The organism is Geovibrio ferrireducens, assembly GCF_026226615.1.
Classification (GTDB): Bacteria; Chrysiogenota; Deferribacteres; order Deferribacterales; family Geovibrionaceae; genus Geovibrio; species Geovibrio ferrireducens.
Genome location: NZ_JAJAPB010000004.1, coordinates 191,470 through 215,326 on the forward strand (window position 1 = coordinate 191,470; position 23,857 = coordinate 215,326).

Here is a 23,857-nt window from a genome sequence, read left to right on the forward strand (position 1 = left end):
AAATTGATTTATTACCCTATAAGCGAAAGAGCCATCTGCGGAAGAGCATTAGCCTGCGAAAGCATGGCAATGTTCGACTGAGCCAGAATCTGGTTTTTAGTGAACCTGGCCATCTCATCAGCTATGTCAAGGTCGCGTATCCTTGATTCAGCTGCTGTCAGGTTTTCTCTTGTTGTGTCAAGGCCTGTCATAGTGTATTCAAGCCTGTTGATCTGAGCACCGATCGTCGCCCTGACACCGGAAACATTGCCGAGAGCCTTGTCCAGCTTAGTGATAGCTTTCTGAGCAAGATCCTGATCAACCATGAGAATGTCATCTATACCGAGAGAGGTAGTATTTATCTGCGGTATGTTCGCAAGGATAGTCTGCCCTTCGTTAGCACCGATCTGCATTTTCATGGCGTTATCAACAAGATGGAGCTTGATGTCCTCGCTTTCGCCTGTTGCCGTAAAGCTAAGTTCTTTTTTGGTTGAATCCCAGCTTATATCCACACCTACATTGCTGTCCACTTTGACATCAACACCCTGAATAACTCCTCTGAGAGTTCCGTCATTAACCTTATCGGAGCCGATGAACTTGCCTGTGTGTGCATCAGTGACTTTAATTGTCATTTCGCTGTTTTCACCTTTCTGGATTGTGGCAAGCGAAAGGGCATTAATGAAGTTCTGGTCGCCGATGAAGGAAAGCTTGCTCTCTTCACCCAGACGTGCAGTCTGAATAACGAAAGTTCCTTCAAGAGCTTCATTAGTGTTGGCAGTGTCATCCCCGGTTGAAACATAGTTCACGAGGTTGTTGTTTACGGTTGTGGCTTCATCACTTGTGCTTGATGTTGCACCCATGCCGAGACCGTTCACTATAGCTTCTGAAAGCTTTGTTTCAAAATCGGAGATTGTGTCATCACCTTCGATATAAATGGTAGCTGATTTGCCGTTACCGTAAATTGTCAGTTCCTGAGGACCGGCTGCAAAGATATTAACACCGTCATCAGTTGTGAATCTGGCTATATCTTTCAGCTTTGTGGTGCTCGCAGCAGCCTCGCCGCCTCCGAGAATCTGAAGGTCAAAAGTTCCGGCATCGGTTGAACCGTAAGCTGTCAGTGTTCCTGTGTTCTCTCTGAAGTTGAGAGTCAGGTTGCCCACATCAAGATTGCCTGTGGTCTCGTTGAGAACGGCGTGATAAATTGTTACGCTGTTGTAGTCTATTGTGGTGTCGCCGTTGTCGGCCTTAGTCAGTTCATTATTGCCGTAGGACAGAGTCGGTCCTGTTGTCCCCGCAGCGCCGCCGGAAAGCTGGATAGTACCGCCGCCGGAAGTAGTTGAAGTATCAACTGCCTCTGTTGTGCTGAGGAGTATTTTGTCCCCGGACTGGAACTTGGCATCTGTTCCTATTGCGAAGGAAAGTTCGCCTGAGAAACCTGCACCTGTGATGTCGGCAAGATCAAAAACAAGGTTGCCCGCACCGTCATCTCCGCCCTGAATTTCAACCGAAGTTTCAGCACCTGTCTTCGCATTGATGAAGGTGGCTTTAAAGGTGTAGTTCGCTGTAGTACCTGACACGGTGAAGTTTGTTTTGGCTTCAAGCAGGAGGTAACCGGAATCGCCCACTGTACCACCGCCAGTTGCCCACGTGGTTGCTGTGCTGAAGTTAGAGCCAGCCTGCCTGTACGCGCTGAGAGTAACCACAGCAGAGCCTGTGTCCGCACCCGCGCCCACTGTTACTGTGTAGTAAGCTGTGCCTGTGGAGGCAAGTGTGTTGGGATCACTTACAAAACCCACGTTGGTTCCGTTGGCGTTTCCGCCTGCAGTTACAATTTCCGCTCCTATAGCGTCTTCGTTAAGGGTCATAACGTCTGACTTGTAGACATAGTTTTTACCGGGGTCTACAGTGACGTTAAGATTGTAGTTGCCTTCGGCGACTGCACCCTTAACAATGGCATTCAGTGAAGAGCTGTCTGAAGACCAGAGAGCAGTTGAGTTTCCGTTAAGAAGCTTCTTGGTGTTGAACTCCGTAGAAGAGGATATTCTGTTGATCTCTTCCTTGAGCTGGTCAACCTCTTTCTGGATCTCAGCTCTGTCGTTCGTGGTGTAAACACCGTTGCCCGCCTGAACAGCGAGCTCTCTCATTCTCTGAAGCATGTCCTGAATGTTCTGCAAACCGCCTTCTGCGGTCTGAAGAAGTGAAATACCGTCCTGGGCGTTCAGCGAGGCTCTTTTGAGGCCGCTTATCTGTCCCCTTAATTTCTCAGAAATGGCAAGACCGGATGCGTCGTCCGATGCCGAGTTGATTCTAAGACCGCTTGAGAGTCTTTCAAGAGATTTTGAGATGTCGTTGTTTGTCTGTCCCAGATATCTCTGCGCGGTGAGAGACGGAACATTAGTATTGATATACATTGCCATACTGTCCTCCTTGTTGGCATACCCCAGGCTTCCCTGCCTGCGGGGTGGTTCCTGAAAGCCTTTTTCCTGCGTCGAAAGGGGCTTTCATTTCTGCGTCGAAAGTGTTTTGTTATCTTCCTTTTGCGTCGAAAGATTTTAAAAATTGTTCAAAACAGCCTCTCTGCCACCTCCTCAAAACAAAAAGGCCGACGGTATCATTTTCTGATTCCGCCGGCCCGATTATTTCAGTACCGATTCATTTATTTCTATTCTAATTATTCGTCTTCCGGATTCTGATTAGAATCCACTGATGTCTTTATCGGAAAAAATTTGCCGCACTTTAATTATTTTAAGATCTTTTTTTAAAAATTTATTCCCTGACGCATATACCAAAAAATTTATTGTTATTTGACAATACTATTCAGCCATAAACCCAAACAAATAAAAAAGCTGTACGCCCGTGTCATGCTTCATTTATTTTGTGATCAGCATCAGACAGTTACGGAAAGTTACAGAAAAAGCATATTTTTTTTATCATACGCAGGCGGTTGAGAGCCCCCATGCTCCGTTGACTCACGGGTTCTTTTTAGGTAGAATCGTTTAACATTGACGGGGGTAAACTTAATGATAAAACAAAAAAATATGCAGGCGCTCAAAGAACGCCGCCCCGAACTTTACAACCTTGTGATGAACACTTCCCAGTCATCTAAATACAAACTGATACATTCCGAGCACCAGAAACGCTATCCCAACCTTATATTCAGTGAAAAAGGGATGATTTTCTATGACAACAAGGACCCGCTGGCAGGCTCCAGAAAACTCATAGCCGACAAAAGGATAAATGTGCCTAACCTTGCTGTTTTTCTCGGCATGGGGCTTTTGTACAACCTGATGAACTATATGGACATGTTCGCAGCGCAGCCGGACTCCTGCTTAATTGTGATAGAGAAAGACCCGGAGCTTTTTGCGCTTGTTATAGAGTACATTGACTTTGAAAAATACATCCGCGATGAGCGCGTCTATCTTGTTATAGGAAAGAGACCGGAGGAGCTTTACCCTATAATGAACTCGCTGATGAACATAGGCAGCAACAAGTTTTTCGCAAAAGCAATAAACTATATAGAAGAACCTGTGGCATTTGTTTCCGCAAAGGACTACTACCTTGGCGCAGTACGCACAATGAATGATGCGGTTAAAGAAGTAATGCTTTTTTACGGAAACGACCCCCTCGATTCACTCATAGGTATTGACCACACCTTCGTAAATATCAAAGAAATAATAGAATATCCGGGCATTGACGACCTTGCGGGAAAATTCAGCGGAAGGCCGGGCATTGTAGTCGCCACGGGGCCGTCGCTTAACAAAAATATTCATCTTCTGGACGGACTTTATGACAAGGCGGTTATCTGCGCGGTGGATGCATCTGTCCGGGTAATGAAAAAACACGGATTCAAACCCCACCTCACCACATCACTTGAAAGGGTTGAGGCTACCAGCAGGCTGTTTGAAGGCCTCAGCGAAGAGGACGTGAAGGATGTGTTCCTTGCCGCCTGCCCGGTAATTCACCCGCTGACCTATGAAAACTTCAAAGGGGATCGGATAGTTGTTTACAGGAACTTCTCCACATTTGAATGGCTTAATATACCGAAGGGAACGCTTAATATTGGCCCATCATCCGCAAATATGGCATTTAAGGTTCTGGAGCACCTCGGCTGCAACCCGATTATTCTCATCGGGCAGGATCTCGCCTTCGGCGAGGATGATATAACCCACGCCACGGGCAGCACATACGGAGAAAAGGAGCAGCAGTACCTCACTCAGAGAAAGAACCTTATGGTGGAAGGAAACTATATTCCCCAGATAAAGACCACAAATGTGTGGGATGCTTTCCGTAAGTTCTACATGAAGGACATCGCCGGATTCAAAGGCAAGGTCATAAACGCCACAGAGGGCGGAGCCAAAATTCACGGCGCTGAGCTTATGACCTTTGCAGAGGCCATAGACAGGCATATAAAGGATGTTCAGCCTGCCGATATACCATCACTGATCAGAGGGTTTCTCCACAAGCCTGATAAGGCTGAGGCTACGGGCTACTATGAAAAAACACTCGCCAAGGTTCAGGAAAGTATAGACTACTGTGAAAGCGCCATGAAGAGATTCTACGACGGCTATTTGTTGTGTGTGGAATATAAGGAAAAAATCGCCGATCCCTATAAAGAGAGCGGAATTTACGACAGCGAAAAGGGATTTCCCCTCATCAAACAGACGGAATCGCTGAACTCCATATTCTCCGAAAGACAGTTCTTTTACATACTTATGCACTATGTGCAGGCCTACTACATCAGGGCTATGGTGGAGGTTCAGGGTATTCGGGCTAACCATGACAAGGCGGAGGATAAAAACAACGCAATCATGATTGTTATGAAGGATATGCTGGCTGTTATGGTGGAGCTGATTAAAAAGATGCTGAACATGCTTTATGTTCTTAAGGCTCTCCTTGAATCCAACCTGAAAAAGATGAAGGAAGAAAACGGGGAGGCATAAGCCTCCCTCTATCAGTCCACTGTGCCTATTTTCGCAGTCCACTCACTGAGTTCCTCAACGGAGAGGAAATGCACATTGGTGTCTGACTTGTAGAAAAACTCAGGCTGAACTCTTTTCCCGCCTTCCGTGAAGTGCCTTTCCAGCGACCACCATGAATAGTTGGGATATATAATGTAGTAGTTTCCGTATTCGTAAGTCATGGGAGCGTCCTCAACGGTTATCATCTCCTCATGCATCTTCTCCCCTTCGCGTATGCCGATCTCCTTAAGCTGAGCGCCGGGCAGCATAGCCTTTGCCAGATCAGTGACATTGAAAGAGGGGATCTTAGCCACATAAACCTCACCCCCCTTCGCCTCTTCTATTCCGCGCATAACCATCTGCACCCCTTCTTCAAGGGTGATCCAGAAGCGGGTCATACGGAAGTCGGTTATTGGGAGGGTCTTTTCGCCGCTCTCTATGAGCTTTTTGAAAAAGGGAATAACCGAGCCGCGGCTGCCAGCTACATTTCCGTAGCGCACAACGCTGAACTTGGTTTTTTTTGAGCCCGCATAAGCGTTGGCTGATGTAAACAGTTTGTCAGACACAAGCTTGGTCGCTCCGTAAAGGTTGACCGGGTGGACAGCCTTGTCCGTGGAAAGAGCAATAACTTTCTCCACGCCTCTGTCAATTGCGGCATCAATAACGTTTTCTGCTCCGGTTATATTGGTCTTTATTGCTTCCATAGGGTTATATTCGGCAGCGGGAACCTGTTTCAGTGCGGCAGCATGAACAACAATATCCACACCGTCAAAGGCACGGTACATCCTTTCCCTGTCCCGCACATCGCCTATGAAAAAGCGCATTTTGGATAGATGCGAGGCGAAGTCACCCTGCATGACATACTGTTTATACTCGTCTCTGGAATATACAATAACCTTTCTGGGACTATGGTTTTCGAGAATATACCTTATAAACTTTTTACCGAAGGAACCTGTTCCTCCGGTTACAAGAACCGTTTTGCCGTCAATGTTCATAATCTCTCCGGTGAGAAAAATTTACCTTATGCCTGTAATTTAGCAAATAATATTCCACGCCTACCCGGTAAAAAGGTCAAATGATGCGGGAGTGCCTTTCCTGATGTCCTTTGCAGCTTTTTTCCCCAAAAGCTCTTTGTAGTGCTTAGTGTGCAGCCCGTTTGAAGGTCTGACGGAACGGAGGTTCCGGGGGGTGATCTCCTCACCTTTTTTCACATCCTCCGCTATGAAGAGTGAGCGGGAGAAAATACGGTTTTTTTCCGCCTTCTCCGTGAGCACGTAGTCCGCCCTGCCAAGGGAGGCCTCAGCGGTGCGCACATCCTGCACCATCTTTTTAAACTCCTGAGGCTCCATGGAAAAAGCCGCGTCAGGCCCTCCGAGCTTTCTGTCCAGAATGAAGTGCTTCTCTATCACCTTAGCGCCGAGGCTCACTGATACCACAGGCACAAGGGAACCCTCCGAGTGGTCGCTGACACCTGCTATGACACCGAAACGGGAAGCCATGTCCGGCATGGTGAGCAGGTTGGCCTCCTCAGGCTTTGCGGGGTATGCGCTGGTGCATTTCAGCAGTATTATCTGCTCATTGCCCGCATTGCGCACCGTATTGACAGCAAGCTCTATGTCATCCAGGTGAGCTATCCCCGTGGATATTATGACAGGCTTGCCTTTTGAAGCCACATATTCCAGAAGGGGTATATCGTTTATTTCAAAAGAAGCGATTTTATACGCCGGAACATCCATCTTCTCCAGAAAGTCCACCGCGGTAAAGTCAAACGGGCTGGAGAAGCACACCATCCCCAGTTCATCCGCAAGCTTTTTCAGCTTCGGCTGCCATTCCCAAGGGGTGTAAGCCTCCCCGTAGAGTTCGTAGAAGGTTTTAGAGTCCCACAGTGTTCCGTGGGATATGCGGAAAATGTCATCAGAGCACTTAAGGGTTATGGTATCCGGCGTGTAGGTCTGGAGCTTAACAGCATCCGCTCCGGCTTCCCTGATCGCTATGATTGTTTTTTCCGCAAGAGCATAGTTCTGGAGGTGATTGCAGGAAAGCTCCGCTATGATAAAAGCCGGACTGTCCTCAGATATTGTGTGTCCGCCTATGTTTACAGCCTTGTTCATTTTATCTCCGCACAGAGTCTCTTAAACTCTTTCACAGGGATTGTGTACCCATGCTCAGCTATTATATGCCTGTATTTATCAAGGTCTGCTGATTTATGGCAGGAGCCGCCCTTTTTCTGTCTGGCGGGGATGATCCTTTTTTCCCGCAGGTATTTCCAGTTTGCCCTGAACATATCCAGCATGGCCTCATGCAGCTTTTCGTATGAGCTGGCAAGGGTCTCCTCCGCCTCGTTGAACACCAGCTCCTCCTGAACAAGGATTTCGCCCGTGTCCAGACCTTCGTCTATTTTATGTATGGTCACACCCTTCGGGGTGTTTTCCAGAAAGCTCCATATATTGGGGTCTGCCCCCTTGTTCCACGGCAGGTAAGATATATGCAGGTTTATGATCCCGCCGTTCATGGCGCTGATCACATCCTCCCCGATTATGTATCTGTAGCTGTAGCTCACTATGAGATCAGGCTGTATCCTTTCCAGCATGTGGAGATCGATCTTTTCGCTGATCACCTCCACATCCTCGCCTGTTTCCCTGAGCCAGTCTATAAGCGGTCTTGAAACCTCATTATTTGTAAGAACGGCAACCTTCACTGCGTCACCTCCGCAATCATACTGACCACCCTGCGCACCCCCTGCCCGTCTACATAAAGAGGACCGAGGGCCGACATAGCGCGGTTTTTGTCCGTATCTTGTATATCCGTGAGTGCCCGTTTCATAATATTATCAAAATTTTTATTCCCGTAAAAGCCCACTGATAAAGCGAAGCCTGTTTTCTCCCAGTTTTCCAGATTAATCCTCTGGTTTTCGGCAAACCCGAACAGAACAGAAGGAACCGCAGTGCGCGCCAGCTCGTATGATGTCTGCCCCGCTGCGGAAACCGCAAACAGCCGGGCGGACATCAAATCCGCCATCTCTGCGGCGCTGAGACCGAAAAATGCATGGACGCGGGGTGAATCCACAGGCTTGCTCCCGCTTATAATAAATATATCCGCGTCTGTGTTATCAAGGAGCAATCTGCATATATGAGCGGAAATTTCCTCTGCTCCGGAGCCGCCCGCACTTAAGAATATTCCGCTTCTGTTCTCACCGTAGTCATCAAAATCCCAGAATGGTCTGCGGAGCATGGCGTATCTGCTTCCTGCAAGGATCATCTGGGACGGCTTGCCAGCATAGGGAAGCTGTTCCGCATAAACAGAGCCGTTGAGCACTATCCCTTCCGGATAGTCAAGCCGCATGCAGTCGTCAATAAATACGCACAATGCACCGTATGAGGCGATTTTATTAAGCTGCTCCTCCGTTGTGAGGTATGAATCCACAATGCAGACATCATAGCCCTTGCAGAGGCTTACATCCTTTATCCAGTCGGTTATGACGGAATCTTCACCCGCTATGCCTCTGTCGCATTCTCCATGAATGAACAGATCCGCATCAATGCTCTTTTCCGCGAAGCCTTCTTTCAGCGCGCGGCATCTGCCGTAGTGGCCGTAGCCTATCCCTTTTCCTGCGGAGGTAAAGATTCCTGTTTTCAATTTATCTCTCTTTTAATAACAGCCGCCGCCCTGAACATATCCTGCTTTTCAAGGAGCCTGACCGCGGCTTCCAGTTCTTCCTTCTCACCTGAGAAAACCGCCTTCTGCACAACAGGCTTAGTGATATATGAGAGCCACGGCTTCTCAGCAAAGAGCTCCTCAAGCTCCCGGAGTCCGAAATCATCCCCAAGAAACTCGAAAACCGCTGTCAGAAGGGCGTAGTCCTCCGGTGTGTCCAGAGTTACTCTTATGTCTGATGTATTTTTATCCTGAACAAGCTGTACAGTCTTAAATATGCCTGATTTATACAGATAGGGCGTCACATGCTCACGGTACTGTTTAAGCTCCGCCTCTTTATACGCCTTTTCAAGAGCCTCAAAGGTGAACACCTCCGCATCCAGCCCGTGGGGGTAAGAGCGGGTTACGGTGTTTGAAGCATAATCCGCCCGGCTTCCGGTGAACTTCCTTACCATATCACCCAGCACTTCGGGGTCATGGCACGGGCAGTCTGAGGTTATGCGCATAACAGCCTCCAGCCCTGCCGCCTTTGCCGCAAGATAGTAGCGTTCCAGAACATCATCCTCGCTCCCCCGGAAGGAGCGGACTCCAAGCCTTGCAGCTTCGTTCACCACCATGAGATCAGCCTCTTCGGTGGTGGTTGCCACTATTACTTCCGATGCTTCCTTAACCATAAGGCAGCGGCGCACCACATGCTCAAGGGCTGTTCTGCCGCCTTTTTCGGGCAGTTTTTTAAGTATCTTGCCGGGCAGCCTGCTTGAGCCCATGCGTGCCTGAATTATTATCCCAAGACGCATTTCAGCGCCTCCCTGACAGATTCTGTTACATAGTCCTGCTCTTCATCCGTGAGTGACGGAAACATGGGTATGCTGAGCTCTGATTTATAGAATTTTTCCGCCTCCGGCAGAGTGAAATTTTCAAATCCGTTCGCCCTGTAGTACGGGTGCATATACACCGGCAGATAATGCACCTGAGCGTGTACCCCCTTTTCCCGGAGCAGGTCGTAAACCTCTTTACGCCCATGCTCCATACGAAGCGGATAAAGGTGGTATGCGTTCTGTCTGCCTTCCCTGTGAGGAGGGGTTTTCACCCCTTTAACATCACTGAAAACGGCATCGTATTTTGCTGCCATGAGTCTGCGCTTCCCCAAAGAGCTTTCGGCTCTTGAAAGCTGGCTTATTCCCAGTGCGCACTGAATATCCGTCATGCGGTAGTTGTAGCCCAGTTCCTGCATCTCGTGATACCAGCCGCCGTGGGGTTCGTTTATCAGATTATCCCTTGTGATTCCGTGGCTGCGGAAAATAAGGAGCGTATCACGCAGATTTTTATTATTAGTGAGAACGGCTCCCCCCTCACCGGTTGCAACATGCTTTACCGGGTGGAAGCTGAAAACCGCCATATCCGAATAAGCGCAGTTCCCTATTCTTTCACCCTTGTATACTGCGCCCAGAGCATGGCATGCGTCCTCAATCACCATGAGTTTCCTTTCATCTGCTATGGCGCGTATCTCAGCCATATCAGCAGGCATGCCGGAGTAATGGACAGGGGCGATGAGTTTAACTGATTTATTGATAAGGGCGGGGATTCGGTCTGAATCGATATTGCCTGTGTCAGGCTCTATATCGCAGAATACAGGGGAAGCGCCGAGGTAAAGCCCTGCGTTTGCTGTTGCTGCGAATGTCATGGGGGAGGTGATGAAGCTGTCGCCTTTTCTCAGCCCTGCGGCGTAATATGCGCCGTGGAGAGCTGCTGTTCCGTTGGAGAAAGCCACAGCGAACTTTGCACCGCAGTATGATGCAAGCTTTTCCTCAAACTCGGCAACTTTCGGCCCCTGAGTGAGGTAGTCCGAGCGGAGGGTTTCTGCCACGGCTTTTATATCTTCTTCCGTGATTTCCTGTCTTCCGTAGGGGATGATTCTTTTTAGGGACACTGTATTCACCTGAAGTTACTTATATGATCTGTATAGCTTCAAGAAAGGGAAATGTCCAGTGATGTAATGATTCGGAAGAAAGCAGAAACGCATAGACAAAGAACCAAGGCTCCCCTGCGGCTACACCTCCGGAGGGGAGCTTGGTACATTTATGAAGGAGTATTACTCCGGAGAGAGCATCAGTGTTTCTCTGAACTGTCTTCCCTGTGGTAACCGTCTATCATGCCTTTGAGAAGCTGTGTCATATACCCGCCGCATGTGCAGAGGTAGAGGTGTGCTATGATGAATATCAGCGAAATTACGCCGAAAGCAAGGTGCACCCTGACCGCCATCCCTTTCATTCCGGCAAGCCCCATGAACTCAGGATAAAGAGCAAGAAGTCCGCTTACGGCAAGAATGGGCATAAGCACATATACCACACCTGCGTAGGCAACCTGCTGGAGCGGGTTGAACTTGCATGTTTCCGAGGAATGAAAAGGATGCGGTTCACCCTTCATTATTCCGAAAAGATAGAACATACCCTGTCTGATGATTCTGCCTGTGAAGCCGCTGAGCTGTATCAGGTAGTGCTTTCCGTTGCCTGTAAATATGTTTATGACTATGAAGTATATCCATACCGCAACAAAAACCTGTCCTGCGATGTGGTGTATTTTCACCAGCATGGGCGAAGGGCCGAAATGGTTTGTAAGCCCTGTGGCAAGAAGCACCGCAAACAGCAGAGCGTTAAGCCAGTGCCACACACGGACGGGAAGGCTGTAGAGATAAAGCTTATGCTCTCCAGCTGCCTCACGCTTCGGCGCTAATACCTTTCTCAGCATAAAATGCCCCGCAACACCTGCAAGTGTAAGAGCTGCAAGCACTGCAAGGATAACAAGCCACAGAGGCCAGTAATCCGGTGTGTAATTTATATCGGAACCCCAAATATTGATCATGCCTGAACTCCTTAGTGTATTTCTTTACGGCGGTAAACGCTGGCAAGCCCTGCCCCGCCTTTTGATTCCCTGTATGCTTCAGGGTGTTTCTCAATCCATTCGGCAGCTTCCCCGGAATCCGCCTTCACCAGAGAAAGCGCATCGGTGGGGCATACTGCCACACAAACGGGCAGCTCCCCTTTGGCGAGCCTTGATTCCGCGCAGAAGTCGCACTTATCGGGGCAGCGGGTGTCCGGGTCCATATAGCGCACGCTGTAAGGACAGGCGGACTGACAGTATGAACAGGCTATGCACCTTGCATTATTGACCTTAACTATTCCCTCAGCGTCAACATATGAAGCTCCGGTGGGGCATACGCCCACGCAGGGGGCTTTTTCGCAGTGCTGGCATGAAACTCTGTAAAACTGATACCTGTCCTTGTCCTGTTTGATCTGCACCTGAACACGTCCGAACCCTGCGGGGACATCGTTCACATTGGCGCATCCCACTGTACAGGCCTGACATCCTATGCATTTTTTTTCATCGTGAAACATCACGTAGTTAGATTTCATAATCAAAACCCCCTAAGCCTTGGAAATTTTTACGGCGCTGGTATGAACCGCCATGCCTGTTACATCATTAACCGCATGAGGGAGCAGGTTTGAGCACATTATTCCGTTGGAAGCTGCTGCTGTCTGCCTGTAGCCGTTTTTCACGCCGAAGCCCGCCATGTAAGTGAACACAGTGTCCGGGCGGATACCGTCCGTAACATGGGCTGTTCCTGTCTCTTTTCCTGTGGCGTTTTCGAGAGATATTCTGTCTCCGTGCTTTATTCCGTGGGTTTTGGCTGTCTCTGTGTTGATCCACACGGGGTTCTCGGACATAAGAGCAGAAAGCGAGGGAACAAAAGCTGTGGCAGCATTGGTGTGGACAGCCGCTTTTGCCTGAATAAACAGGAGCTCATTTGAACCTGCTATTTTGATATTTCTGAATCTGGGTACGCCGTAGCCCGGCCAGAGCTGCTCAACATCTTCGGAGAAGAACTCGATTTTGCCGCTTTTTGTCTTAAACTTCATATGACTGGCAAAGGTTCCGTCAGGGTCAAGGCTGGCTGCCGCTTCGGGATATTTTTCAACAAATTTTTCGATCATGGAGGGCTCTCTCAGCAGGAAGGACACTCCGTATGAAACAAAGCCTTTTTCCTTGATTTCCTTAAGAAATTCAGGATTCCCCGCTGTCTGCATTTCGATATATTTCTCCATGCTCCCGCCCCAGGGATAATACTCCGCAAGACCGAGTTTCTCAGCAAGACCGTACCATATTTCGGCACTGGATTTCGCATCACCGATTGTTTTGACAGTCGGCTGACGGAGTGAATACGCAGGGGATTGTCCGGATCTGTTTTCGATGGGCTCAAACCTTTCTAGATATGTGACTTCCGGCAGGAAATAATCTGCAAAAGCGGCAGTGTCAGTCATGTACACATCACAGACAACGACCAGTTCCATGGCCTTCATGGCCTCTGCCATTTTCGGATAGTCCGCCAGAGTCTGCATGGGGTTTGTTCTTGTCATTACCCAGCCTTTTACAGGGTACGGCTTTTCGGTGAGGGCGGTATCAAGGATTCTCTGGTAGATTCCGCCTCTTTTTATGCTGTATTTAAATCTTTCGCCGTCCAGAGCATCCAGTCTGGGAGCAGCTTTGGGGTATTCGATCTTGATCTTTTTCAGCTCAGGAGCAACCTGAACACCGGCAAGCTTGTTATAAGCTTCCGGGCTCCTCTTGCTGTAAAGTCCGCCTTTGCGCTCAAAGTTCCCCACAAGCGCATTGAGCGCAAAAAGAGCTCTGCGTGTGTCAAACTCCTCAAATGAGTAAGTCGTTCTGTGGCCGGGAGAAACAACCGCAGCAGGAGCAGCAGCGGCAAATTCCCTTGTTATGCGCCTTATTGCCCCGGCATTCACACCGGAATACATCTCCGCAAATTCGGGGGTTATGTTCTCTATGCTTCTTGCGAACTCATCGAAGCCTATGGCGTATTGCGCTATAAACTCTTTGTCATACAACTCATTTTTTATGAGCTCATTACACATCGCAAGAGCAACAACAATATCCGTTCCGGGCTTTATGTAGAAATATTCATCAGCCTTGCTGGACACCACGGACATACGGGGGTCAAAGCTTACCAGCTTGCCGCCTTTACTCTGGAGATCCGCAGTTCTGTAAGTATCGCCCACCTCAACACCCTCAAACAGGTTGTGGCCGAATACTATCAGATATTTAGTATTCTTGAGATCCCACACCATGTCATCTCCGAGCATAATGTCCGCAGTGACGTATCTGCCACCCGGACACATTGTGGAGTGAGAAAAGGTGTTAGGAGAGCCGAAGGCCTTCGCAAAATGAGTGAACTGGCTGTAAAGAGAGCCTGACTTGGCAGAAAAAGCCACTGTCTCAGGGCCGAACTTGCTTTTAAGCTCATTCATTTTTGCGGCTATTTCGCTGTAGGCCTGCTCCCAGCTTATAACCTCCCATTCGCCCGCACCTCTTTCTCCATTCCTTTTCATAGGCTTAACAATACGGTTCGGGTCATTCAGGAGGCTGTAGCCGCTGCTGCCTCTGGCACAGATTCTTGTTTTCTGATGCCCGGCATTTTTATTCCCTTCGATAAAGATTTTACCGCCTCCCAGATCATGCACCCTGACAGGACACCTGTAAGAACACATCTCACAGGTTGTATTAGTCTCAGGCGTTACACCCTCAACCTTGATATTATCCTGAAAGGCAACAGCCCCAAGCGGTAATGTGCTGGCGGCACAGGCGGCAGCAGCACCCTGCATAAAACGTCTACGAGTTACTTTCATAGATTCCCTCGTTTTAGATATTTACTCTTTGTTAATGAACATAGTCTCATGACTATTTAATAAACCGATAATCTTTATTGGAAAGGCTATATTGACATGGTTTATCATGTCAACGGTATTTGTAAAATTTAGGTAACGCTTACAATGCCTTATAGACTTAATTTACAGGCTTATTTTTCAGGATTTAAGGGAGGGAATATGTGAGTTATCTTTCATATCAATGTCTTCTGAAATTCATAGTCATTTAATATGTTTTATCTGTAGTGAACAAAAGTTATATATTTTATCTGTAAAATAATGTGACATTTCCTATACGCCGGACACATTGCGTTAAATTAGTCAAAATATAACGCTTTTGCCTGTTTACAGTGCAAAAATGAGCATATGAAAATAACCCTTTACCGGAAAGGGTTCTAAGACACTTAAATTTAAAAATAAAACAAAAGACTGAATATTATGTTCAATTTTATTGATTGATAATCCGGTGAAAGATGAATAAACAAAAATAAAGCAGGGGGAGCACAATGCATCCCCCTGCTGTTAATTTACTATATTTTCAATGACTGAGTCTTTTTAACTATAGTGACTTTTCCGCCTTCAAACTTCACTTCCACCGATCCGTAGAAGTTACTCTGGAACATCTCTCTCAAGAGTTCCTGAAGCTGATTAAGCTGAGAATTTTCACCCTTTGTTTTCTGCACACTCACTGCAGCCATAGCACACCTCCATGTTTTAAGAAACTACATCCATGTTTTCAATGACTAACCCTGAAGAAGCTGAAGAGCCATCTGGGGTATCTGGTTAGCCTGTGCAAGCATTGCTGTGCCTGACTGGCTGAGGATCTGATACCTTGTGAATGTCGCCATTTCATCCGCAACGTCAAGGTCGCGTATGCGTGATTCGGCGGCAGTCATGTTCTCTCTTGCCGTATCAAGGTTCGTGATGGTGTATTCAAGTCTGTTGATCTGCGCACCGATTGTAGCCCTTACAGTAACCACTTTGTTAAGAGCGGCATCTATATCGGGTATAGCTCTCTGCGCAAGCGACTGGGAAACAAGGGTAATATTCTCAATTCCAAGCCCCACTACATCAAGCTGGGGAATGGAAACAGAGAGAGCCTGTCCCTGATTCGCTCCGATCTGGAGATCGGTGGAGTTATCAACAACATGGAGGAAATGTTCCTTCGCGGCGGCACTGGTGTCGGTCGCAAATTCGATTTTCTGTGTAACGGGGTTCCATACTTCTGTCACGCCGGCACGGGAATCTATAACGATTTCCACTCCGTCGATTATACCGTAAACCCTGTCGTCACTGGTTTCATCAACACCGATGAGCTTTCCTGTGTGAGCATCTTTCACTGTCACAGTTGTTGTGTTGTTTTTGGATTCCTGAATCTGAGCGAGAGAAAAAGCGTCTATAAGAGCCTGATCGCCGCTGAAAGCCAGTTCACCCTGCTCGCCCGTGAGAGCGGTCTGGATTATGAATGTACCCTTAACACTTCTGGGGCCGCTGTTTGAGGGCATGGAAACATAATCCACGAGGTGGCTGTTTACACTGGCGGAATCGGAACCCATTCCGAGTTTAACAATAGCTTCCTCAAGTTTCTTTTCAAGGTCGGCTATTGTATCATCGCCCTGGAGGTATATGGTGGTGCTTTTGCCATTGCCCCACAGGGTAAGTTCCTGCTTGTTGCTGAAAATATTATTGCCGTCGGCATCAGTGAAGACGCTTATGTCTTTCAGCTTGGTAGTGGTTGTGGCTGCTTCACCCGCACCTGTGACATCAAGGTCAAAGGCATCCGTCATGGTGCGCCCGTTCGGGGTCGCCTGATCGTTTGAGAGCTCTTTGAAGTTCAGCGTGATATTACCGAGGTCAAGGTTGCCTGTCTGCGTGTTAAGCTGAGCATAATAAACCTTAACCTGATTATAGTCGGTAATGGTATCGCCGTTATCGGGAGGCGTAAGCGAGTTCTGAGCTGTAAAGTAAATAGTCGGGCCGTTCTGCCCTACGGGGCCGCCGGTAATCTGAATAGAACCGCCGCCTGAGCCCGCATAGTTGCCGTCTGCCGCGACACCGCCGGAGAGGGAGAAAAGAACCTTATCTCCAGTCTGCACTGAGCCGCTGGCTGAAAGAGTGAAGCTGAAGTCTATGTCTATGGTGTTGCCGGCTGAGTTCTGAAGACCCGCTGCGGCTGTGTCCACAGTATATGTTGATGATGTGAGCGCCGTGTAGGCTGCGGTTACTTTGACCCACTGACCCACTGTGCCTGTGAGGGCATCAATGAATCTTACATTAAGGGTTACACTCGCTGTATCACCCGCTTCTGCGCCGGAGGTGAATTCAACTTCGATATAACCGCTTCTGCCGCCTGTAGAGGCTGCCGTTACGTTGCTCACAAGGAAGGAAGAGCCGGGTTGTCCGTAGTATGCCAGAGTCTGGACTGTGCTTGATGATGTTGCTACAACTCCGTTGCCGCTGATTACAACACTGAAGTACGCAGTGCCTGTAGTGGGCATAGTTTCGGGATCGCTGACAAAAGATACGTTTGTCAGGTTTCCGCCGGATGCGCCTGAGGTTACTATTTCAGCGCCGATTATCCCGTCTTTCAGGGTCATAATATCGGTTTTGAAAACCTGGTTCTGTCCGGCCTGAGTGTTAAGCTCGATTTTGTAGTTCCCTTCGGCTACGTTGTCTCTGATGATAGCTTTGATCTTGTCGCTGCTTGAAGACCAGAGAGCGGTTCCGTCACCGTTGAGAAGTTTCTTGGTGTTGAATTCGGTTGATGTGGAGATCCTGTCGATCTCGTCTTTAAGCTGATCAACCTCTTTCTGGATTTCGATCCTGTCGTTTGAAGTGTACGTACCGTTCGCGGCCTGAACAGCGAGTTCTCTCATGCGCTGAAGCATGGAGCTTACTTCGCCGAGGGCGCCTTCTGCGGTCTGGAGCATTGATATACCGTCCTGAGCGTTCATTGACGCTCTTTTGAGACCGGTAATCTGTCCTCTGAGTTTTTCGGATATCGCCAGGCCGGAAGCATCGTCCGCTGCGTGGTTGATTCGCAGACCTGATGAGAGTCTCTCAAGAGACTTACTGAGTTGGTTCTGAGTTTGTCCGAGGTATCTCTGCGTATTCAGAGACATCACGTTCTGATAAATTGTGAGTGCCATGTCATCCTCCTTGATTCTTTCAATAGAGGCATCTCGCGCTTCCTTGCGCATATTCACAATCGTACAGAGTTGATCAGATCTTTAGAAAAAAAACTCATAAAAAATAATATTTTTTGTAAGTGACTGAACCGCAATCGTTTTTCTATACAAAAAAAGGCGGAGGAAAACCCCCGCCCTTTAAAATATATTTACCGCTCTGCGGTTTTGTCAGCTTTTTATTATGCGGACTATGTCATTATAGAAGGCGAAGAACATCAGCCCGAATATCAGCATCATCCCCGCCATATTGGCATATTCCCTGATTTTTATGCTCACGGGTCTTCTGGTGACAGCCTCGACTGCGTAGAAAAGAAGATGGCCTCCGTCCAGCACAGGGATAGGCAGCAGGTTCAGTATGGCAAGGTTGACACTTATGGCGGCCATAAGCCCCAGAAGCATAAGCACCCCTTCATCCGCTGACGTTTTTGCCATCTGGAGGATCATGATAGGACCTCCTATGGAATCAGCCGGAACGGATTTCTGGAATATTTTAACAACACCTGTGATGATCAGCCCTGTGACTTCCGCTGTTTTCTCCACACCCATCTTAAGTGAGGGGAAGAAGCCGTAGTTGACCCTTATATAATCGCCGGATACCCTGACACCGACCAGCCCAACCTTCACATCCTCACCGAAAACATTTTTCTGCATGCTCTCTTTCGGGGTAACGACGATTTCCATACGCTCCCCGTTCCTCTGGATTTCGAAAACTATCTCCCTTCCGGGACGCTCCACAACGTAAGAGCTCATTTCATCCCAGAAGACCACAGGGTTTCCGTCCACTGAGACAACCTTGTCCCCTTCCAGAAGCCCGGCCTCAGCCGCGGGCATATCAGGCATTATTTCGCCTATGACAGCGGTGGAGCGGGGAACACCCGCCATAAAGATCAGCGCATAAACCACGGCAGCCAGAAGAAAGTTGGCAAGCGGCCCTGCAAAAACAATAAGGGCGCGGGCGTAAAGAGGCTTGTTGTTGAATGCTCTCGCTTTCATTTCAGGTGCGCCTTCCGTGTCGCCTTCTGAATTATAGTCCGGTCCGTCGCCGTACATTTTAACGTAACCGCCCAGCGGGATAGCTGAAAGCATGTATTCTGTCTCGCCCCTTTTCCATGAGAAAAGCTTGGGGCCGAAACCTATGGAAAACTTCTCAACATATACCTTAAAGTATTTCGCAACCAGAAAGTGGCCAAGCTCATGAAAGAAAATGAGCAGTCCCAAAAGTATTATCGCCTGAATCATTTCGCAATTATCTCCGAGCCGTTATTAAATCACTGCACCTGCGTCTGGCGGCTCCGTCCAGATCCAGTATTTCATCCATACCTTCCGCTGTGCATTCGCCGAAGGAGTCCAGCACATTTTCTATAACCGGAGCTATGTCTATGAAACTGATTGATTTGCGCAGAAAATGTTCAACAGCAATTTCATTTGCCGCGTTCATTACAATCATAGGACCGTTCATATCCTTTTTCAATACCTGAAACGCAATTCTGAGGCATCCGTATTTATCCGGATCGGGCTTGAAGAAATCAAGCCGGGATATTTCACACAGATCAAGCTGCCTGACCCCGCTCTCTATCCTCTCCGGCAGACCCAGAGCAAAGGAGATGGGGGTGCGCATATCCGGATAGCCCATCTGCGCCAGCATGCTGCCGTCGGTGTAGCTCACTGCGGAGTGGACAATGCTCTGAGGGTGTATCACCACATCCAGCCTGTCCGGCTCTATATCAAAAAGGTAGCGGGCTTCGATAAGCTCAAGCCCTTTGTTCATCATTGTTGCGGAATCCACAGTGATCTTGCTGCCCATGCTCCAGTTGGGGTGTCTGAGCGCTTCCTCAACCCCCATAAACTCAAGGGCATCATTGGGAGTCTTGCGGAAAGCACCTCCGGAAGCAGTGAGAATAATCTTCGCCACATGCTCCTTCTTCTGCCCCATGAGGCACTGGTAAATGGCTGAATGCTCGCTGTCAACGGGGATGACCCTTGCACCGCTTTTTTTGGCAGCGTTCAGAATCAGTCTGCCCGCGGCTACTATGGACTCTTTATTTGCGAGGGCTATATCAGTCCCCTTCTTCACTGTTTCATATGCGGGTAATATCCCCGCAGCGCCCACAGCGGCGATGAGAACAAGATCCGCCTCCGTTTCGTTCAGCAGGGCGACAAGCCCTTCGCTGTTTCCCTGTGTGAGGCATGATTTCTTCGCGCCGAATTCGGCACACTGGGAATCAAGAAGCTCTTTGTTGGAGTTTGCCGAAAGCAGAACCACATCAAAAAGCTCCCTGTTGCGGCGGACAACATCCAGAGTCTGCCTGCCAACCGACCCTGTGGAACCTATTACCGCAATCCTTTTCACACTACACCGCCAGTATCACATAAAAATAAAGGATCGGTGCTGCGAAGGCTATGGAATCCGTCCTGTCCAATATTCCGCCGTGACCGGGGAAAACAGTGCCGCTGTCTTTGATTCCGCTTTTGCGTTTGAACATGGACTCCACTAAGTCACCAACCACACCGGCCCCTGTGAGGAGAACAGAGGATACCAGCACATGGATAAAAGGAACTTCCATAAAGAAGCGGGTGTAAAGAAACGCACCGGCTATGCCCCCGGCAAAACCACCGGCAAGCCCTTCCATGCTTTTTTTGGGGCTGATCAGCTCGTACATCTTCCTTTTGCCGAACATAACACCGACAAAGTAGGCGAAGGAATCACTGAACCAGATTATTGCACAGAGATAAAAAAGCCAGTGGAAATCTATTTCCCTGAGAGGGATGAAGAAAGACATAAAAAACGGATAATACATTATTGCGATCATGGAGACTGAAAGGTGTTCGTATGTGTCGTCAAGGGGAGCCCTGCCGAACAGCTTGATAACGAACACCATGGCAGAGGCGAGGTAAAGCCCGAAGAGCGCGCCTGATGTCCCGCCGAGGAAGAACCCCGTGGGGATAAGCACCGCTCCGGTCATCACAGGAAAGGCGAGAAGCGGCTTTCCGTCTGCTGTGAGCAGCTTGTAAAACTCCCATGTTCCGCCCATAATCAGCAGAAGGAGTATGAGAAAAAACATTATATCATTAAGCCATATTATGCCCGCTATCACAGGGGGCATAACGGCAAGTGCCGTTAAAATACGTGTCAGCCTGTTGCTCACTAAAACCTACCTTGTTTAAAAAAAAATAAAACAGTCTATCCTGATAGCGTTAATCCGTACATCCTGTCGGATTAACGCACACACTCGCGGGCGGATAAACCGCCCTTCGCTGCGCACGGCACGGAAGCCGTTAAATATCTACCTGATCGTCAGTTTTGCCGAAACGGCGGGTACGTCCGGCGAAGTCCTCTATGGCTTCGTCTATGTCCTCTTCCGTGATGTCCGGCCAGAGCTTGCCTGTGAAGTACAGCTCGCTGTAGGCTATGCGCCAGAGCATAAAGTTGCTTATGCGCAGTTCGCCGCTGGTGCGGATCAGCAGATCCACATCGGGTATTTCCGGATGATACATAAACTGGAGGAAGTTATCCTCGTTTATGTCATCCGGCCTGAGTTTTCCTGACGCTGCAAGTCTGGCTATCTGCCGCGCAGCATCTGCTATCTCAGCCCTGCCGCCGTAACTGAGGGCAAGGTTCAGTGTCATGCCTGTATTATCCGCAGATCTGTCCGAGGCATTCATAAGCTTGTTCCGGGTTCCTTCGGGTATCATCTCCATGTTCCCTGTTACGGTGAAACGGATATTCTCTCTCAGTATGGTATTGAGCTCTTTTTCGATATATTCATCAAGAAGGCGCATAAGAAAGCTGACCTCATCGCCGGGGCGCTGCCAGTTTTCCATGCTGAAGGCAAACAGGGAGAGGTATTTTATACCGAGTTTTGAGGCGTGGCGCACTACCTTGTTGACAACATCCACCCCTTTTTTATGCCCCATTATGCGGGGCATTTTCCGCTGCTTGGCCCATCTGCCGTTTCCGTCCATGATTATCGCAAGATGAACGGGCAGTATGTCGGGCATCAGATCTCCATTATCTCTTTTTCTTTGTGATCAAGAGCGGCATCAATTTTCTTAACGAAATCGTTTGTGATTTCCTGAACCTTATCCTGCCCTTTTTTGCAGTCGTCCTCGGAGATGGCTTTATCTTTTTCCAGCTTTTTCAGCTCGTCATTGGCATCGCGGCGGATGTTGCGCACTGCAACCTTGGTGTCCTCCCCCATTTTTTTGACCAGCTTTACAAATTCCTTTCTGCGTTCTTCCGTAAGCTGGGGGATGGGGATGCGCACTACTTTACCGTCGTTCTGGGGGTTGTAGCCGAGGTTGCTGGCCATAATCGCTTTCTCTATAGCAGGGATAAGGCTTGCGTCCCAAGGCTGGATGAGGATAAGTCTGGGTTCGGGCGCACTTAAGGTAGCTACACCGCTTAAGGGTGTGGGTGTTCCGTAGTAGTCAACCTTTACGTTGTCAAAAACGGAAACGGAGGCTCTGCCTGTTCTCACTGCCTTAAACTCATCCTTAAGATGGTTAAGAGCCTTCTCCATTTTAGATGATGCTTCGTTAAGCGCTTTGTTAAGCATTATCAACCTCCACTATTGTTCCTATCTTTTCGCCTGTTATTATCTTTTTCATGTTTCCTTTGCCGTATATGTCAAAAACTATTATGGGCATAGCGTTATCCATGCACATGGAAATCGCTGTGGAATCCATTACCTTGAGCCCTTCGTTGAGCACCTGAAGGTAGTTTATGCTTTCGTATTTCACAGCGCACGGGTTTTTCTTCGGGTCGCTGTCGTATATGCCGTCAACCTTGGTTGCCTTAAGCACGACTTCCGCATTGATCTCCGAGGAGCGCAGGGTTGCCGCCGTATCAGTCGTGAAATACGGGTTGCCGGTTCCCGCAGCGAAAATCACCACTCTGTCTTTTTCCAGATGGCGCATAGCTCTGCGGCGGATGAAGGGTTCGGCTATCTGTCTCATTTCTATTGAGGTCTGCACACGGGTTGCGCAGCCGTGGTTTTCGAGGGCATCCTGTAATGCAAGGGCATTGATCACCGTGGCGAGCATTCCCATATAGTCAGCAGTGACTCTGTCCATTGATTTGGAAGCCTCTGAAACGCCTCTGAAAATGTTGCCGCCGCCGACAACTATGCCGACCTTTACACCGAGTTCCTGAACCTCTTTTACCTCACGGGCGATAAAATTCACCGTATCGACATCTATTCCGTATTCGCCTTCGCCCATGAGGGCTTCGCCGCTCAGTTTAAGCAGCACCCGTTTGTATTTAAGCTCCATTATTCAGCCTCGATATTTTTATAGCCTTCTACAGTATATGTAAATCTAAGTGTTTTAAACGGAAGCTCCGCCTCAGCCTCATAGGTTACGGAATACTTGCGTTTATCAACATATTCTTCAATGATGACATCATCCTGAGTGATTGGGATGCCTGCGTCCTCGGCAGCTTTTAAAATGTTTACCGGAATATTTTCCAGCTTGGAGGAATCCACGGCGTTATTAAACGCGTTTTCAAACATTTTATATTTGACCCAGGGCAAGGCCGCCGCTGCTCCCACGTAAAGCACGATGATAAAAATAATAACCCTTATAAAAGTTCCCATACCTTCACCGCCTCATGCGCATTTCGGGCGTAAAGTACCGCTGTGCGGGCGCTTTCCATCCTAATGATTATTGCATGAAACATACTCAAATTCAATGAATGAGTTTAAAGACCCTGTCGAAGCGGTCATACTTGGGGTTGAGAAATCTCAGCGCCTTTAGAGGCATTTTAGACCAAGGGGAACCGTACTCCGGAGTTTCGAGGGACCAGTAGATCAGAAGCGCCTTGCCCTTGATCATATCCTTCGATATAAAGCCCCAGAAGCGGGCGTCATAACTGGCATCCCTGTTGTCGCCCATCATGAAGTATTTGCCTTCGGGCACTGTAAATTCATCTATATTGTCCCTGCTGGTGAGCTCTGAGGGGAAGTAGGCATCGTCCTTAATCTGCTTGTAGTCCTCGTTATAGGGTTCACCGTTAATGAACACCTGTTTGTCCCTGATCGTCACTCTGTCGCCGGGGACGCCTATAACTCTTTTTATGAAGCTTTTTGCAGGCTCAAGAGGATATTCGAAAACCATGACATCCCCTCTTTCGGGATCGCCGAACTTATAGGCAAGCCTGTTCACTATTATGTAGTCGCCTATGAGAAGAGTGTCCAGCATTGAGCCTGACGGGATTGTATATGTCTGTATAAGAAAAGTTTTTATGAACAGAGCAATGACCACCGCCACAACAAGGGAGTCAAAAAAACCGTCCTTTTTCTTCTTAGGTTTTTCTTCAGTAGTTTCCGGCGCGTTCTTTACTTCTTCTTTTTCTGCCATC

21 protein-coding genes are annotated in these 23,857 nt (G+C 48.5%); 1 reads left to right on the forward strand and 20 read right to left on the reverse strand.

Annotated features, from left to right (window positions below; genetic code table 11):
- Positions 1-11: 11 nt before the first annotated feature.
- Positions 12-2,396, reverse strand: a complete 2,385-nt coding sequence (locus OSQ85_RS14055) for a flagellin N-terminal helical domain-containing protein (RefSeq protein ID WP_322874085.1) — start codon at positions 2,394-2,396, stop codon at positions 12-14.
- Between the two features lie 603 nt (positions 2,397-2,999).
- Here OSQ85_RS14055 and OSQ85_RS06190 point away from each other — a divergent pair.
- Entirely contained in the window at positions 3,000-4,919 is a 1,920-nt protein-coding gene (locus OSQ85_RS06190) for a motility associated factor glycosyltransferase family protein (protein ID WP_265821973.1), read from the forward strand.
- 11 nt (positions 4,920-4,930) lie between these two features.
- On the opposite strand, the gene pseB is transcribed toward OSQ85_RS06190, so the two are convergent.
- The 19 genes from pseB to lepB form a co-directional block, all read right to left on the reverse strand.
- Complete coding sequence (gene pseB / locus OSQ85_RS06195; RefSeq protein WP_265821974.1) at positions 4,931-5,932, reverse strand: UDP-N-acetylglucosamine 4,6-dehydratase (inverting); 1,002 nt, start codon at positions 5,930-5,932, stop codon at positions 4,931-4,933.
- Between the two features lie 60 nt (positions 5,933-5,992).
- Positions 5,993-7,048: a pseudaminic acid synthase gene (gene pseI / locus OSQ85_RS06200; RefSeq protein ID WP_265821975.1), complete on the reverse strand. Its 1,056-nt coding sequence runs from the start codon at positions 7,046-7,048 to the stop codon at positions 5,993-5,995.
- Positions 7,045-7,635 (reverse strand): formyltransferase family protein, encoded by a 591-nt coding sequence (locus OSQ85_RS06205; RefSeq protein WP_265821976.1) that lies wholly within the window; start codon positions 7,633-7,635, stop codon positions 7,045-7,047. The genes pseI and OSQ85_RS06205 overlap by 4 nt, the downstream gene beginning before the upstream one ends.
- Positions 7,632-8,573: a PseG/SpsG family protein gene (locus OSQ85_RS06210; RefSeq protein WP_265821977.1), complete on the reverse strand. Its 942-nt coding sequence runs from the start codon at positions 8,571-8,573 to the stop codon at positions 7,632-7,634. The genes OSQ85_RS06205 and OSQ85_RS06210 overlap by 4 nt, the downstream gene beginning before the upstream one ends.
- On the reverse strand, positions 8,570-9,388 hold the full coding sequence (locus OSQ85_RS06215; protein WP_265821978.1) for a glycosyltransferase family protein: 819 nt from the start codon (positions 9,386-9,388) through the stop codon (positions 8,570-8,572). The genes OSQ85_RS06210 and OSQ85_RS06215 overlap by 4 nt, the downstream gene beginning before the upstream one ends.
- Positions 9,373-10,521: a UDP-4-amino-4,6-dideoxy-N-acetyl-beta-L-altrosamine transaminase gene (gene pseC / locus OSQ85_RS06220; protein WP_265821979.1), complete on the reverse strand. Its 1,149-nt coding sequence runs from the start codon at positions 10,519-10,521 to the stop codon at positions 9,373-9,375. The genes OSQ85_RS06215 and pseC overlap by 16 nt, the downstream gene beginning before the upstream one ends.
- Positions 10,522-10,700: 179 nt before the next feature.
- Entirely contained in the window at positions 10,701-11,453 is a 753-nt protein-coding gene (gene phsC / locus OSQ85_RS06225; protein ID WP_265821980.1) for a thiosulfate reductase cytochrome B subunit, read from the reverse strand.
- Between the two features lie 11 nt (positions 11,454-11,464).
- Entirely contained in the window at positions 11,465-12,004 is a 540-nt protein-coding gene (locus OSQ85_RS06230; protein WP_322874086.1) for a 4Fe-4S dicluster domain-containing protein, read from the reverse strand.
- Positions 12,005-12,016: 12 nt separating this feature from the next.
- A complete protein-coding gene (gene phsA, locus OSQ85_RS06235; protein ID WP_265821981.1) occupies positions 12,017-14,293 on the reverse strand; it encodes a thiosulfate reductase PhsA in 2,277 nt (758 codons plus the stop codon).
- A 548-nt stretch (positions 14,294-14,841) separates the two neighbouring features.
- Positions 14,842-15,009, reverse strand: a complete 168-nt coding sequence (locus tag OSQ85_RS06240; protein ID WP_164885376.1) for a hypothetical protein — start codon at positions 15,007-15,009, stop codon at positions 14,842-14,844.
- Positions 15,010-15,054: 45 nt separating this feature from the next.
- On the reverse strand, positions 15,055-17,460 hold the full coding sequence (locus OSQ85_RS14060) for a flagellin N-terminal helical domain-containing protein (RefSeq protein WP_322874087.1): 2,406 nt from the start codon (positions 17,458-17,460) through the stop codon (positions 15,055-15,057).
- A gap of 207 nt (positions 17,461-17,667) precedes the next feature.
- The gene (gene rseP / locus OSQ85_RS06255) at positions 17,668-18,738 is read right to left on the reverse strand and encodes an RIP metalloprotease RseP (protein ID WP_265821982.1); all 1,071 of its coding nucleotides are present in this window, start codon (positions 18,736-18,738) and stop codon (positions 17,668-17,670) included.
- 7 nt (positions 18,739-18,745) lie between these two features.
- Positions 18,746-19,849 (reverse strand): 1-deoxy-D-xylulose-5-phosphate reductoisomerase, encoded by a 1,104-nt coding sequence (gene dxr, locus OSQ85_RS06260; protein WP_265821983.1) that lies wholly within the window; start codon positions 19,847-19,849, stop codon positions 18,746-18,748.
- 1 nt (position 19,850) lies between these two features.
- On the reverse strand, positions 19,851-20,645 hold the full coding sequence (locus OSQ85_RS06265) for a phosphatidate cytidylyltransferase (protein ID WP_265821984.1): 795 nt from the start codon (positions 20,643-20,645) through the stop codon (positions 19,851-19,853).
- A 130-nt stretch (positions 20,646-20,775) separates the two neighbouring features.
- Positions 20,776-21,498: an isoprenyl transferase gene (locus OSQ85_RS06270; RefSeq protein ID WP_265821985.1), complete on the reverse strand. Its 723-nt coding sequence runs from the start codon at positions 21,496-21,498 to the stop codon at positions 20,776-20,778.
- Positions 21,498-22,055 (reverse strand): ribosome recycling factor, encoded by a 558-nt coding sequence (frr, locus tag OSQ85_RS06275; protein WP_265821986.1) that lies wholly within the window; start codon positions 22,053-22,055, stop codon positions 21,498-21,500. The genes OSQ85_RS06270 and frr overlap by 1 nt, the downstream gene beginning before the upstream one ends.
- Complete coding sequence (pyrH, locus tag OSQ85_RS06280; RefSeq protein WP_265821987.1) at positions 22,048-22,770, reverse strand: UMP kinase; 723 nt, start codon at positions 22,768-22,770, stop codon at positions 22,048-22,050. The genes frr and pyrH overlap by 8 nt, the downstream gene beginning before the upstream one ends.
- Positions 22,770-23,093 carry a hypothetical protein gene (locus tag OSQ85_RS06285; protein WP_265821988.1) on the reverse strand — a complete coding sequence of 108 codons (324 nt, stop codon included), beginning with the start codon at positions 23,091-23,093 and terminating at the stop codon, positions 22,770-22,772. The genes pyrH and OSQ85_RS06285 overlap by 1 nt, the downstream gene beginning before the upstream one ends.
- 91 nt (positions 23,094-23,184) lie before the next feature.
- Positions 23,185-23,856, reverse strand: coding sequence for a signal peptidase I (lepB, locus tag OSQ85_RS06290; RefSeq protein WP_265821989.1), 672 nt, complete (start codon positions 23,854-23,856; stop codon positions 23,185-23,187).
- Between the last annotated feature and the right edge of the window lies 1 nt (position 23,857).

Coding starts and splice junctions, on each gene's coding strand:
- OSQ85_RS14055 (WP_322874085.1), bottom strand. CDS start 2,396: ATGGCAATGTATATCAATACTAATGTTCCGTCTCTCACCGCGCAGAGA.
- OSQ85_RS06190 (WP_265821973.1), top strand. CDS start 3,000: ATGATAAAACAAAAAAATATGCAGGCGCTCAAAGAACGCCGCCCCGAA.
- pseB (WP_265821974.1), bottom strand. CDS start 5,932: ATGAACATTGACGGCAAAACGGTTCTTGTAACCGGAGGAACAGGTTCC.
- pseI (WP_265821975.1), bottom strand. CDS start 7,048: ATGAACAAGGCTGTAAACATAGGCGGACACACAATATCTGAGGACAGT.
- OSQ85_RS06215 (WP_265821978.1), bottom strand. CDS start 9,388: ATGCGTCTTGGGATAATAATTCAGGCACGCATGGGCTCAAGCAGGCTG.
- phsC (WP_265821980.1), bottom strand. CDS start 11,453: ATGATCAATATTTGGGGTTCCGATATAAATTACACACCGGATTACTGG.
- OSQ85_RS06230 (WP_322874086.1), bottom strand. CDS start 12,004: ATGAAATCTAACTACGTGATGTTTCACGATGAAAAAAAATGCATAGGA.
- phsA (WP_265821981.1), bottom strand. CDS start 14,293: ATGAAAGTAACTCGTAGACGTTTTATGCAGGGTGCTGCTGCCGCCTGT.
- OSQ85_RS06240 (WP_164885376.1), bottom strand. CDS start 15,009: ATGGCTGCAGTGAGTGTGCAGAAAACAAAGGGTGAAAATTCTCAGCTT.
- OSQ85_RS14060 (WP_322874087.1), bottom strand. CDS start 17,460: ATGGCACTCACAATTTATCAGAACGTGATGTCTCTGAATACGCAGAGA.
- rseP (WP_265821982.1), bottom strand. CDS start 18,738: ATGATTCAGGCGATAATACTTTTGGGACTGCTCATTTTCTTTCATGAG.
- OSQ85_RS06270 (WP_265821985.1), bottom strand. CDS start 21,498: ATGCCCGACATACTGCCCGTTCATCTTGCGATAATCATGGACGGAAAC.
- frr (WP_265821986.1), bottom strand. CDS start 22,055: ATGCTTAACAAAGCGCTTAACGAAGCATCATCTAAAATGGAGAAGGCT.
- pyrH (WP_265821987.1), bottom strand. CDS start 22,770: ATGGAGCTTAAATACAAACGGGTGCTGCTTAAACTGAGCGGCGAAGCC.
- OSQ85_RS06285 (WP_265821988.1), bottom strand. CDS start 23,093: ATGGGAACTTTTATAAGGGTTATTATTTTTATCATCGTGCTTTACGTG.
- lepB (WP_265821989.1), bottom strand. CDS start 23,856: ATGGCAGAAAAAGAAGAAGTAAAGAACGCGCCGGAAACTACTGAAGAA.